Raw genomic sequence first — 13,690 nt, 5'->3', positions numbered from 1 at the left:
CTTTTGTTACATAGCGCAGCTTGCATAATAGTTATGTGTGCGACAAGCCCTCGGCCTATTAGTACCAGTCAGCTCCACACCTTACGGCGCTTCCACTTCTGGCCTATCAACCCAGTGGTCTACTGGGGGCCTTACCCGGTTAACCCGGTGGGAGACCTCATCTTGAAGCGTGCTTCCCGCTTAGATGCTTTCAGCGGTTATCACTCCCGAACGTAGCCAACCAGCCGTGCTCCTGGCGGAACAACTGGCACACCAGAGGTTCGTCCACCCCGGTCCTCTCGTACTAGGGGCAGCCCTTCTCAAGTCTCCTGCGCGCGCAGCGGATAGGGACCGAACTGTCTCACGACGTTCTAAACCCAGCTCGCGTGCCGCTTTAATGGGCGAACAGCCCAACCCTTGGGACCTACTCCAGCCCCAGGATGCGACGAGCCGACATCGAGGTGCCAAACCATCCCGTCGATATGGACTCTTGGGGAAGATCAGCCTGTTATCCCCGGGGTACCTTTTATCCGTTGAGCGACGGTGCTCCCACATGCCACCGCCGGATCACTAGTTCCGACTTTCGTCCCTGCTCGACATGTCTGTCTCACAGTCAAGCTCCCTTGTGCACTTACACTCAACACCTGATTGCCAACCAGGCTGAGGGAACCTTTGAGCGCCTCCGTTACCTTTTAGGAGGCGACCGCCCCAGTCAAACTACCCACCAGGCACTGTCCCTGATCCGGATAACGGACCAAAGTTAGACAGCCAGAACAATCAGAGTGGTATTTCAACGATGACTCCACCCGAACTGGCGTCCGAGCTTCACAGTCTCCCACCTATCCTACACAAATTGTACCGACCACCAATACCAAGTTGTAGTAAAGGTCCCGGGGTCTTTCCGTCCTGCTGCGCGTAACGAGCATCTTTACTCGTAATGCAATTTCGCCGAGTCCATGGTTGAGACAGCGCCCAAGTCGTTACGCCATTCGTGCAGGTCGGAACTTACCCGACAAGGAATTTCGCTACCTTAGGATGGTTATAGTTACCACCGCCGTTTACTGGCGCTTAAGTTCAAAGCTTCGCCGGCCGAAACCAGCTAACCTGTCCCCTTAACGTTCCAGCACCGGGCAGGCGTCAGTCCGTATACATCGAATTACTTCTTCGCACGGACCTGTGTTTTTAGTAAACAGTCGCTTGGGCCTGGTCTCTGCGACCATCACCGCTTCCACCAGCAAGTGGTGTAACGGTTCCGGTCCCCCTTCTCCCGAAGTTACGGGGGCATTTTGCCGAGTTCCTTAACCATGGTTCACTCGATCGCCTTGGTATTCTCTACCTGATCACCTGTGTCGGTTTGGGGTACGGGCGGCTCTGACACTCACTGCGAAGTTTTTCTCGGCAGCATGGGATCATCCACTTCCCCTGAACGGGTCCGCCTCGGCTCTCAGGCTATATGAGACACGGATTTGCCTATGCCTCGCCCTACCACCTTGCCCGCGGATCAGCTTGCGCCTACCATCGCCGCGGTTGGACTACCCTCCTGCGTCACTCCTCAATGCACCTACTACCACCTCGGGTCACCAACTCCACCAATCCATCCGAAGACATCATGGCATCCTTGGCTTAGCATCAGCAGGTTCGGTCGGGTCGTATCAGTGCCGGTACGGGAATATCAACCCGTTGTCCATCGACTACGCCTGTCGGCCTCGCCTTAGGTCCCGACTTACCCAGGGCAGATTAGCTTGACCCTGGAACCCTTGATCATCCGGCGGACGGGTTTCTCACCCGTCATTCGCTACTCATGCCTGCATTCTCACTCGTGCAGCATCCACAACTCCATCACTAGGCTGCTTCACACGCTGCACGACGCTCCCCTACCCACCCACACACCTGGACCAACCCGAAAGTCGGCCGAGTACTTATGTGAGTGCCACAGCTTCGGCGGATTGCTTGAGCCCCGCTACATTGTCGGCGCGGAATCACTTGACCAGTGAGCTATTACGCACTCTTTCAAGGGTGGCTGCTTCTAAGCCAACCTCCTGGTTGTCTGGGCAACTCCACATCCTTTTCCACTTAGCAATCGCTTAGGGGCCTTAGCTGGTGATCTGGGCTGTTTCCCTCTCGACTACGGAGCTTATCCCCCGCAGTCTCACTGCCGCGCTCTCACTTACCGGCATTCGGAGTTTGGCTGATTTCGGTAAGCCGGTAAGCCCCCTAGACCATCCAGTGCTCTACCTCCGGTAAGAAACACGCGACGCTGCACCTATATGCATTTCGGGGAGAACCAGCTATCACGGAGTTTGATTGGCCTTTCACCCCTATCCACAGGTCATCCCCCAGGTTTTCAACCCTGGTGGGTTCGGTCCTCCACGCGGTCTTACCCGCGCTTCAACCTGCCCATGGATAGATCACTCCGCTTCGGGTCTAGAGCATGCGACTAAAACGCCCTATTCAGACTCGCTTTCGCTACGGCTACCCCACACGGGTTAACCTCGCCACACACCACTAACTCGCAGGCTCATTCTTCAAAAGGCACGCCGTCACACCCCACAAGGAGATGCTCCGACGGATTGTAGGCAATCGGTTTCAGGTACTATTTCACTCCCCTCCCGGGGTACTTTTCATCTTTCCCTCACGGTACTAGTCCGCTATCGGTCACCAAGAAGTATTTAGGCTTAGCGGGTGGTCCCGCCAGATTCACACGGGATTTCAAGAGTCCCGTGCTACTTGGGAAAACACTCGAGAGTCACTGTCTTACGCCTACAGGGCTATAACCCACTACGGCTCAACATTCCAGAAGATTCGACTTCAACAGTGATTGATAACTCTCCGGTCTCACGGCATTAAGACCTGAATGCTCCCACAACCCCATATACGCAACGCACGCCGGCTATCACACGCACATGGTTTAGCCTCATCCGCTTTCGCTCGCCACTACTCACGGAATCACTATTGTTTTCTCTTCCTGCGGGTACTGAGATGTTTCACTTCCCCGCGTTCCCTCCAGAACCCTATGTGTTCAGGCACTGGTAACTGGCTTTAGAATGCCAGCTGGGTTTCCCCATTCGGACACCCCCGGATCACAGCTCGGTTGCCAACTCCCCGGGGCTTATCGCAGGCTCCAACGTCCTTCATCGGCTCTTGGTGCCAAGACATCCACCGATTGCCCTCAGTAGCTTGTCACTAACTAAAAGCAAAAATTACGCTACAAAAGATGCTCGCGTTCACTATACAGTTCTCAAAATACGGGCAGGAACACCAACCCGAACCGACACCCACCCAGAAGAACCCCAGCCCCAGGGAAACAACACACCCAGAACAAGAACTCCCTCGACGGTATATCGAAGGCCGGCCCCAGCCACCACACCAACCAGAACACCCGTCCCGGTCGATCCGTGACCCAGAAGAAACAGCCCCAACCCCCAAAACCCCAACGGGCCCTGATGGTCAGGTCCGATTCCTCAGGACCCAACAGCGCGCCTCGGTCCATCCCCTGACCCTCGCTCACGTTCCACGCATCCACCCCCTGAAAGGAAGTATCAGCAGTACTAGCTCACTCGAGCAGGCTCCGAACCTAATGGTCAATGTTCCACATTCCGAAGCACCATCACCCCGAGACGTACGCCCGGGCAGTGATGAATAGGCACCAAGACCCAGAGAAAACTCTGCAGCCCAGCGCCGAATGCTCCTTAGAAAGGAGGTGATCCAGCCGCACCTTCCGGTACGGCTACCTTGTTACGACTTCGTCCTAATCGCCAGCCCCACCTTCGACGGCTCCCTCCACAAGGGTTAGGCCACCGGCTTCGGGTGTTGCCGACTTTCATGACGTGACGGGCGGTGTGTACAAGGCCCGGGAACGTATTCACCGCAGCGTTGCTGATCTGCGATTACTAGCGACTCCGACTTCATGGGGTCGAGTTGCAGACCCCAATCCGAACTGAGACCGGCTTTTTGGGATTCGCTCCACCTTACAGTTTCGCAGCCCTTTGTACCGGCCATTGTAGCATGCGTGAAGCCCTGGACATAAGGGGCATGATGACTTGACGTCATCCCCACCTTCCTCCGAGTTGACCCCGGCAGTCTCCTATGAGTCCCCACCATCCCGAAGGACGTGCTGGCAACATAGGACGAGGGTTGCGCTCGTTGCGGGACTTAACCCAACATCTCACGACACGAGCTGACGACAGCCATGCACCACCTGTATAGGACCCTTACGGACCCCCCATCTCTGGAGGATTTCCCTATATGTCAAACCCAGGTAAGGTTCTTCGCGTTGCATCGAATTAATCCGCATGCTCCGCCGCTTGTGCGGGCCCCCGTCAATTCCTTTGAGTTTTAGCCTTGCGGCCGTACTCCCCAGGCGGGGCGCTTAATGCGTTAGCTGCGGCACGGAGGACGTGGAATGTCCCCCACACCTAGCGCCCAACGTTTACGGCGTGGACTACCAGGGTATCTAATCCTGTTCGCTACCCACGCTTTCGCTCCTCAGCGTCAGGTAAGGCCCAGAGAGCCGCCTTCGCCACCGGTGTTCTTCCTGATATCTGCGCATTCCACCGCTACACCAGGAGTTCCGCTCTCCCCTGCCTACCTCTAGTCTGCCCGTATCGGAAGCAGGCTCGGGGTTAAGCCCCGAGTTTTCACTCCCGACGTGACGAACCGCCTACGAGCCCTTTACGCCCAATAATTCCGGACAACGCTCGGACCCTACGTATTACCGCGGCTGCTGGCACGTAGTTGGCCGGTCCTTCTTCTGCAGGTACCGTCACTCTCGCTTCGTCCCTGCTGAAAGAGGTTTACAACCCGAAGGCCGTCATCCCTCACGCGGCGTTGCTGCGTCAGACTTTCGTCCATTGCGCAATATTCCCCACTGCTGCCTCCCGTAGGAGTCTGGGCCGTGTCTCAGTCCCAGTGTGGCCGGTCGCCCTCTCAGGCCGGCTACCCGTCGACGCCTTGGTAGGCCATTACCCCACCAACAAGCTGATAGGCCGCGAGCCCATCCCCAACCGCCAGAACTTTCAACCCCACACCATGAAGCATGAGATATTATCCGGTATTAGACCCCGTTTCCGAGGCTTATCCCAAAGTTGAGGGTAGGTTGCTCACGTGTTACTCACCCGTTCGCCGCTCGTGTACTCCCGAAGGAGCCTTACCGCTCGACTTGCATGTGTTAAGCACGCCGCCAGCGTTCGTCCTGAGCCAGGATCAAACTCTCCGTTGAAAAATATAGACAACCGAAACCCCAAAGGAGCCCCGGACAGTCAACAACATCGAATGACCCTTTGAATCAGAAACAAAACCATCACTGGCTTGTCATCCGTATTACTTCAAAGGAATCCGCCACAGACAAACAAATGCCTGTAGACGGGGTTAATGCATCTTTCGGCATTGACTTTCGGCACGCTGTTGAGTTCTCAAGAATCGGACGCACACCGCGCTTCGCACTTTCGTTTGAAGCTCCGGGGCAACTCGCCCAACTTTACTGTTTCGCTTCCAGCCGGTCAAATCGGCCTTTTTCGATCCAGTCTCTCTGCGTGACTCATTTACCGAAACTTACCGAGGCAGGTTTCGGCTTACGAATCCTTCAGGGAGTTTGTTGAAGGGCTTGGCCGCTTTCGCGTCCGCGCCTCGCTCCAACAAGAAGAACATTACTGACATCCATGGTCCGGATGCAAATCGGGGTCCTGGAGCTTCCTCCGACCCTGTCCGCACCCGGCCTCGGCACCCGTCCCGCGGCGCTGAGGGGAGTCGTACTTGGTCCCTCTTCAGTTCGGTCGACCGCGTCTCCGCGGGCAACAGTTCCATGATGCCTTACCGGGCAAGTGGTTATTCGCCCGCACGGGGGAGTGGGGTGGACCCCGGTGGCGGGTTTGTGGTGGGTTGGGGCGGTGTGGGGGGTTGGCCTGCCGGATGAAGGGTGGATTGGTGGAGTTTCTGGGTGAAGGTGCGGCGGTGCTTCCCGGGCTGGTGGAGTTGCGACGGGTCTTGCATCGGGAGCCTGAGGTCGGGCTGATGTTGCCGCGGACGCAGAGCGTCGTGCTGGACGCGCTTGCCGGCCTGCCGCTCGAGGTGACCACGGGACAGGAGCTCACCTCCGTCGTTGCCGTACTGCGTGGTGGTCAGCCAGGACCGACGGTGCTCCTGCGTGGCGACATGGATGCGTTGCCCGTGGTCGAGGAGACCGGGCTGGAGTACGCGGCCGAGAACGGGAACATGCACGCCTGCGGCCACGACCTGCACACCGCCGGACTCGTCGGCGCGGCCCAGCTGCTGAGCGCGCGCCGGGAGGAACTGAAGGGCAACGTGCTCTTCATGTTCCAGCCGGGCGAGGAAGGTCTCGGCGGTGCCGGGTACATGTTGCGCGAGGGTCTACTCGACGCAACCGGCGACAAGCCGATCGCGGCGTACGCCCTGCATGTCTGGGCGCAGGCGGCCAGGGGAGTGTTCCAGCTGCGCCCCGGTACGACGATGGCGAGCTCCAACCAGTTGCACATCACCGTACGCGGCAAGGGTGGGCACGGGTCGATGCCTGACCGGACCGTCGATCCGGTACCGGTCGTCGCGGAGATCGTGCTCGCATTGCAGGCGTACGCGACCCGGCGTGTGAGTGTGTTCGACCCGGTGGTGATCACGGTGACGCAGCTCGAGGCAGGTGTCGCGATCAACGTCATCCCCAACACCGCTCGGCTCGGCGCGACGGTGCGTACGTTGTCGGACGCGATGCTCGATCAGCTGACGCGTGAGCTGCCGGCATTGGCGGAGCGGATCGCCGCGGCGCATGGGTGTACGGCCGACGCGCGGCTCGATCCGCAGTACCCGGTGACGGTCAACGACGTGGCGCGTACGGCGGAGACGTTCGAGGTGCTCACCGGATTGTTCGGAGCGGATCGGGTGCAGGGCCTCGACAACCCGTTGATGGGAGCCGAGGACTTCTCGATGGTGCTGAAGGAGGTCCCGGGCACATTCGTGATGGTCGGCGCCCGGCCGGACGACGTGTCCGCGGCGGAGGCACCGTCGAACCATTCGAGCATCGTGCGGTTCGACGATGCGGTTCTTGGCGACCAAGCGGTCGCGCTGGCACAACTGGCGGCCGGCCACTTGGCCTGACGTTCGTCGGCCAGGTGGGCGTTGACGCCGGCGAGTACCGCTCTGACCAGGGCCTGGGGCTGGTCGGTCCGCCAGCGACCGACCAGCCGCAGGGATCAGGCGGGCTTGATGCCGAGGCTGTACGCGCCGCGGCTGCCGTACGTCGAGTAGCCCGTGTTCAGCGGATCGCCGTAGCCGACGTTGTCGATCCGCAGGTAGTACCGACCCGGCTGAAGCGCGGTGCTGACACTCGCACCGAGTCCCGTCGGCGTGCCGGCGTCGCTCTGCCCGGAGGCCGGGTCGTTGGACGCCACAACCGCACCGGAACTGTCCAGCAGGTCCAGCTTGATGTCGAGGTTTCCACCGGTCGGAGCCGCGTCCGCCGTTGCGGTGTAGTTGCCGGCGGCACTGATGTCGACGCGGTACACGTCGGTGTCGTCCGCCTTCGCGATCACACCGGACACCGGCGTACCAACCGCAAGCGCGGCCGCGGTCGCAGTAGTGTCACCGGCTTCGTCAGCACGCAACGCCAGCCCGTGCGTACCGATGACCGCGAAGTCGTCTTCCTTGTTGTTGGCGTCGGCGTACTCGCCCTTGCTCCACTGGCTGATGCCCCGGTAATACCCGACGCCCATGATCGGCGCCCACGCGCCATGACCCTGGTAGTACCCGACGGATGACGTGCCGTCGTGACTCAGGCCGACGTTGTGGCCCGCCTCGTGCGACGCCGCCTCGGCAAGGTTCTTCGCACCAGTGCCGACTCCCTTGGTGAACACCAGAGCCGGTTGGTAGTAGTCATGCCGGCTGGAACTGTCGTACACCCCTACGTACGCCACACCACCACAGCCACAACCGGACTGGTACCAGGTGTCCGGATCGATCAGTACGCGGGTGCCGTACTGCTGGTCCGACGTACCGGACCGGTCGATCGCGGACTGCGGCGGCTGTTCGGTCGTCACGTCCACGTCGAACGTCGAGTAGTCCTCAGCCACTCGCGCCCACACGTCTCGCACCACGTCCTGCTCCGCGGTACTGAACGTCGCCGGGTTGCCGTCGGTGTCGTACGGGGACACGTTCACCGGGTCGACGCCCTTGGACGCGTTCCAAGCCGTACCGGTGATGGTGTGACCATCGAAATCCAGGTAGATCACCCGGTTCGAACCGGGTTTGCTGTGCAACTGGAACGCCGGACCGGTCGCGCCGGCCACCGCGGTACGCGCCCAGCGTGGTGATGCTTCGGGTGACTTCCGTGCGGTGGTCAGACTGGGTTCGCGGAAGAACAGTCTGCTGTCCGCGTCCAGCCAGGCAGTCTTGTCGGTGGCAAGGGTCTGCCGGAGCTGAGCTACCGGAAGCCGGTTGAGCTCCGCGACCTCACTGAGCCGGGTCTGCACCTTACTGAGCGCCTGACTGCCGGCCAATGGCTGTGACAAGAGCTGGTCAACCGGTGTCGGCCGCGCACTGGCCTGGTTGCCAAATGCGGCAGCCAGCCCTCCGAAAACAACAGCACCGGAGCACGCCAATGCACCGATGCGGCGGATTCTTTTCACTGTCGGTCCTTCCTCACGGTCCCCCCGATGGGCGGTTCCCCCCGAAAAGACCCGGGGCCGTCGATCTCGGTGGGATCGGCGGCCCCGGGTGGTCTGGGATCAGGTGGCGCAGCGGGCTGTGTACGCGCCTCGGCTGGGGTCGGTCGAACAGTTGGGGATACCGACACGTCGGGCATCGGACGGGCGGGGGCGGGTTTGCATGGGGCGGGTCTCCTCAGGGACTCCGGCGCGCCTCACTTGACATACTCACGGCCGGTGTACATGGACACACTGTGAGTAGCCTGCCCGATGGTCCCCGCCGCTGTATAGATTCGTCTCGGGATTTAACGCTGAGTGGAGGGTTGCGATGCGCTTCTTGATGATGTTCCGGGCCAGCGAGGAGTCCGAGGCAGGTGGGTTGCCGAGCGAGGAGAGCCTGACCGCGATGGGTCTGGTGATGGCGGAGATGGCCGAGAAGGGCGTGCTGCTGGCGGCCGACGGGCTGCTGCCGAGCTCGAAAGGGTTCCGGATGGAGCTCGAGGCGGGCGAACGCCGGGTGATCGACGGGCCGTTCGCGGAGACCAAGGAGCTGATTGCCGGGTTCTGCCTGATCGAGGTGGCGTCCCGGGAAGAGGCGCTCGAGTGGGGCTGGCGCTGTTTGGCGGCCGACGGCGGCAACACCGGGCGGCTGGAGATCCGGGCGAGCGCGACCGCGGCGGACTTCGGCGAGAACCTGACACCGGAGGCGCGGGCGCTGGAGGACGCGACGGCCCTCAAGACCGTGGAGAACCTGCAAAGAAGCGGCGGTTGACGACCGGCGGGTCAGGCACCGGTGGACGACGGAGCGGCGGCGCGGCGCGGGCGAGCGGCGGCTGACGGGGTGGCGGCGCGGAGCCGGGGAGGATCGGCGCCGCCGGGAGTTCGTCAGGGGTTTGCGGCCAGCGCCGTCAGAGTTTGCGGCCGACTCCGACCCATAGGCTGCACATGATGTCGGTGAACTCGCCCTTCTCGACCAGTCGGTCGGTCTCCTGGTCCGGGTACCACCGGAAGGGGGACACGACGCCTGGCTCGACCAGCTCGGTGCCCTCGAAGAAGCGGGTGACCTCTTCCTTGCTGCGGACCTGCGCGTCACCGCCGTCGGCCTTGTAGACCACCATCGCCCGCTCCCACAGCTCCGGCGCGAAGTCCGGCGTGCAGTGCGAGAAGATCAGCAGCGATCCGGGCGCGAGCGGCTCGACCAGCTGGCGGACCAGGTCGTACGGCTTGAGCGCGTCCGGCAGGTAGTGGAAGACCCCGACGATGCTGAGCGCGACCGGTTGGCTGAAGTCGATCAGCCCCGTGACCTCGTCGGACCCCAGGATCTTCTGCGGGTCGGTGACGTCGGCCTCGAGGTACGCCGTCTTGCCTTCCGGCTTGCTCACCAGCAGCGCCCGGGAGTGCGCCAGCACGATCGGGTCGTTGTCGGCGTACACGACGTGGGCCGACGGGGTGATCTCCTGGACCACTTCGTGCAGGTTCGGGCTGGTGGGGATACCGGTGCCGACGTCGAGGAACTGGGTGATGCCCTGCTCGGCCGCGTACCTGGCCGCGCGGTGCATCCACATCCGGTTCGAGAGGGCGGCGGTTCGGAATCCCGGGAACGCCTGCAGCAGATGCTCGGCGGCCTGCCGGTCGATCGCGAAGTTGTCCTTCCCGCCCAGGAAGTAGTCGTACACCCGAGCGCCGTGCGGCCGGTCGAGCCGGAGCTGCTCGAACATCCGCGGGTCGACGTTCTCGTCCTGCGATTCAGCCATGAATTTCCCATCCGCGCTGCGGCCCGGAACCGGGCCGTCGTAACCGGTGCGCAACGGACTGTGACACCGTCAGCATGACCCTATCGCCCGGCGGCTGAACCCCACTACCTACGGCGCGTCTCCCGATTGGCCTTTACAGAGGATTGAATTGAGCATGCGATTTGTACTGATCCCGGGCGCCGGATGCACTTCCTGGCATTGGCATCCGGTGACTGACGGGCTGCGCGCGCGTGGGCATGAAGTAATCGCGGTGGATCTGCCTTGTCAAGATCCGTCGGCCGGATTGGCGGCGTACGTCGACACCGTGGTGAACGCGGTGCCTGACGGTGAAGAGGTTGTCGTCGTGGCGCACTCACTCGGTGGATTCACCGGCACGCTGGTGTGTGATCGCCTGCCGGTGAAGGAGTTCGTGCTGGTCACGGCCATGGTGCCCGCGCCCGGGGAGCGGATCAGCGAGTGGTGGCCGAACACCGGTCACGTCGTGGAACCAAGCGATGCCGACCTGTTCTTCCACGATCTCCCCGCCGAGTACGCCGCCGAGGCGCGGCAGCAGCTGCGTACGCAGACCGCGGGCCCGATGAACGATCCGTGTACGTTCGAACGCTGGCCGGAGGTGCCGACCCGGGCGGTGATCACCCGTGACGACCGGGTCTTCCCGGTCGACTTCCTGCGCCGGGTGACGACGGAGCGGCTCGGCTTCGCACCGGACGAACTGCCCGGTTCGCACTTCCCGATGCTCGGCCAGGCGGATGCCATGCTGGAGTACCTGCTGCCCAACCGCTGACGGTTACAGTGCAGGCGTGCGGTTCATCCGGGATCTGGGGACGTTGCTGCGGCGCCGGGATTTCCGGCGGCTGTTCGCGGTCCGGCTGACGTCGCAGTGTGGTGACGGCGTATTCCAGGTCGCGCTGGCGTCGTACGTGCTGTTCTCGCCGGAACGAGCGCCGGACGCGGCCGCGATCGCGGGGTTGTTCGCGGTCGCCCTGTTGCCGTACTCGATCCTCGGCCCGTTCACCGGCGTACTGCTGGATCGTTGGTCCCGTCGCCAGATCCTCTTCGGGGCGAACCTGACCCGGGCCGTACTCGTGATCGGTGTCGGCGCGATCGTCGCCGCCGGCAACGCGGGCGTGCTGTTCTACCTCGCGGTCCTCCTCACCCTCGGCGTGAACCGCTTCCTGCTCTCCGGGCTCTCCGCCGGTCTGCCGCACGTGGTCGAGCGCGACGAGCTGGTGATGGCCAACGCCGTAACCCCGACCTCCGGCACGGCGGCCTTCCTGGTCGGCGGCGGGATCGGCGCCGGCGTGAAACTGCTGGTCGACTCCGATCTGTCCGTCCTCGGCCTGACGGTCGTCATCTACGTCGCGGCAGCCCTGCTCGCGCTGAGGCTGCGCCGCGACCAGCTCGGCCCTGACCTGCGCGGTGACGAGCCGGGGATCCTCGCCGCGGTGCGGACGATCGCGACCGGCCTGGTCGACGGCGGGCGGCACCTGCGGGAGCGCAAGCAGCCGGCGCTGGGACTGGCCGCGATCGGCTCGCTGCGGTTCTTCTTCGGCCTGATGACGGTCGCGATGATCCTGCTGTACCGCAACTACTTCTACGGTCCCGGTCAGCTCGATCAGGCCTTCGGCGCACTGGCGATCGCGACCGGCGCGGTCGGCGCCGGGCTGTTCGTCGCCGCGTTGATCACCCCCTGGGGTACGCGGGTGCTGTCGCTGCGGCGCTGGATCACGGTGCTGTTCTTCGTCGCGGCCGTGGTGACGATCGTGCCGATCGGCCTGTACACGAAACCCGCGCTGGTGATCGGCGGCTTCCTCACCGGTATCTGCGCGCAAGGCATCAAGATCAGCGTCGACACCCTCGTCCAGACGGGTGTCGACGACGTGTACCGCGGCCGGGTGTTCGCGCTGTACGACATGATCTTCAACGTCGGGCAGGTCTCCGCGGCGGCGCTCGGCGCGACGATCCTGCCCGACAACGGGAAGTCCTACCCGGTGCTGGCACTGATCGTGCTCGGCTTCGCCGGTTCCGGCCTGGTGTACGGACGGCTCAGCTCACGCGCCGCGCAACGCGGTGATGGGCTGAATGGCGGAGGCCTTCCAGGCGGGGTACGTGCCGGCGATCAGGCCGATGACCGCACCCAGCAGGGGTGAACCGAACGCCAACCGGTTGTCCAGGATCGGTGTCCAGTCCCGTACGAAGGACACCCCGACGGTGAGGATGACGCCGACCGCCGTACCCAGCAGTCCGCCGAGGAAGCCGACGATCACGCTCTCCACCAGGAACTGCAGCGCGATATGTCTTCGCGCCGCTCCGAGCGCCCGGCGCAACCCGATCTCCCCGACCCGTTCCAGTACGGACAGCAGGGTCACGTTCGCGATTCCGAGCCCACCGACGAGCAGCGCGACCGCCCCGAGCAGCAGGAACAGTGCGTTCAGGTCCGCCTGGACGCCCTCTCGTACGGCGCCTTGTTTCGGCGGCGCGTCGACCCGCAGGGTGCTCGGGTTGTTCGGGTCGATCGCGATCGGTGCCTGCTTGGCGATCAACTGGGCCGCGCCGACGGCGGTCCGGATCTCGACCGCGTCCGGTGACTCCAGGCCGTACCCGGTCCGGGCCGTACCGTTCGGCATGATCACCGCGTCGTTCAGCTCGGCCCGGCCGGCGACCGAGTCGAGGATGCCGATGACCGTGTAGGGCTGGTCGCCGATGAACACGGCCGGCTGCCCGTCGACCCGGTTGATGCCGAGCCGCTCGGCGGCATGCTTGCCGAGGACAACGACCTTGTCGCCGCGCTGGTCGTGCCCGGCGTCGAAGAACCGCCCGGTGGCGAGAGTCGCCCGGACGGCGTCCCACAGCCCGGCCGAACCGGCCATCACCTTCAGCGCCTGGCCTTCGCTCTGGTCACCGAGCCCCGCGACCGACTGGACCAGGTCCGATCCGACGTCGACCGCGCTGACCGTGCCGGCGGCTTCCACACCGTTCAGCCGGGCGATCCGGTCCGCCGCGTCCCAGGGCAGTACGGTGGCCGCCTCCTTGTCGTCACCGCCTTTGTCGTCCGGCGATACGACGACGCGCGTCGCCACCGCCAGATCGAACTTCTGGGTGATCTGGCCGCCCGCGGTCTGTCCCAGTCCGACGGTCCCGACCAGTGCGGCCACGCCGAGTACGGTGCCGAGCGTTGTCAGCACCAGCCGGGTCGGCCGCGCGGCGACGCCCGCCAGCGCCTCGTCCAGTACGTCTCGCAAGGCGGGTCCGGTGCGAAGTCGGGACCCGCCGCCGCGGAACCGCTCGGAAGCACGGCGCAGTAATCCG

General features: G+C 63.3%; 7 protein-coding genes and 2 rRNA genes. 4 read left to right on the top strand and 5 right to left on the bottom strand.

The window, feature by feature from the left end; all coding sequences use genetic code 11:
• Positions 1–38 precede the first annotated feature (38 nt).
• Positions 39–3,162, bottom strand: a 23S ribosomal RNA gene (locus tag HDA44_RS26505).
• 510 nt (positions 3,163–3,672) lie between these two features.
• A 16S ribosomal RNA gene (locus tag HDA44_RS26500) occupies positions 3,673–5,197 on the bottom strand.
• The 16S and 23S rRNA genes sit together here, the layout of an rRNA operon.
• 704 nt (positions 5,198–5,901) lie before the next feature.
• On the opposite strand from HDA44_RS26500, the gene HDA44_RS26495 reads away from it, so the two are divergent.
• Positions 5,902–7,083 carry a M20 metallopeptidase family protein gene (locus HDA44_RS26495; protein ID WP_337906443.1) on the top strand — a complete coding sequence of 394 codons (1,182 nt, stop codon included), beginning with the start codon at positions 5,902–5,904 and terminating at the stop codon, positions 7,081–7,083.
• 95 nt (positions 7,084–7,178) lie between these two features.
• Here HDA44_RS26495 and HDA44_RS26490 read toward each other — a convergent pair whose 3' ends face one another.
• On the bottom strand, positions 7,179–8,453 hold the full coding sequence (locus tag HDA44_RS26490) for a pre-peptidase C-terminal domain-containing protein (protein ID WP_337906442.1): 1,275 nt from the start codon (positions 8,451–8,453) through the stop codon (positions 7,179–7,181).
• A gap of 502 nt (positions 8,454–8,955) precedes the next feature.
• On the opposite strand from HDA44_RS26490, the gene HDA44_RS26485 reads away from it, so the two are divergent.
• Positions 8,956–9,399 (top strand): YciI family protein, encoded by a 444-nt coding sequence (locus tag HDA44_RS26485; protein ID WP_184838921.1) that lies wholly within the window; start codon positions 8,956–8,958, stop codon positions 9,397–9,399.
• Between the two features lie 136 nt (positions 9,400–9,535).
• On the opposite strand, the gene HDA44_RS26480 is transcribed toward HDA44_RS26485, so the two are convergent.
• Entirely contained in the window at positions 9,536–10,381 is an 846-nt protein-coding gene (locus HDA44_RS26480; RefSeq protein WP_184838919.1) for an SAM-dependent methyltransferase, read from the bottom strand.
• Between the two features lie 154 nt (positions 10,382–10,535).
• Here HDA44_RS26480 and HDA44_RS26475 point away from each other — a divergent pair, with 154 nt between their 5' ends.
• Positions 10,536–11,165 carry an alpha/beta fold hydrolase gene (locus HDA44_RS26475; protein WP_184838917.1) on the top strand — a complete coding sequence of 210 codons (630 nt, stop codon included), beginning with the start codon at positions 10,536–10,538 and terminating at the stop codon, positions 11,163–11,165.
• A 16-nt stretch (positions 11,166–11,181) separates the two neighbouring features.
• On the top strand, positions 11,182–12,531 hold the full coding sequence (locus tag HDA44_RS26470; protein WP_184838915.1) for an MFS transporter: 1,350 nt from the start codon (positions 11,182–11,184) through the stop codon (positions 12,529–12,531).
• Here HDA44_RS26470 and HDA44_RS26465 read toward each other — a convergent pair.
• Positions 12,433–13,623, bottom strand: coding sequence for an ABC transporter permease (locus tag HDA44_RS26465; protein ID WP_238352555.1), 1,191 nt, complete (start codon positions 13,621–13,623; stop codon positions 12,433–12,435). The genes HDA44_RS26470 and HDA44_RS26465 overlap by 99 nt on opposite strands.
• Between the last annotated feature and the right edge of the window lie 67 nt (positions 13,624–13,690).

Origin of the sequence: Kribbella solani, assembly GCF_014205295.1 — a bacterium.
Lineage (GTDB): Bacteria > Actinomycetota > Actinomycetes > Propionibacteriales > Kribbellaceae > Kribbella > Kribbella solani.
This window is presented reverse-complemented; position numbering and strand designations above follow the sequence as displayed.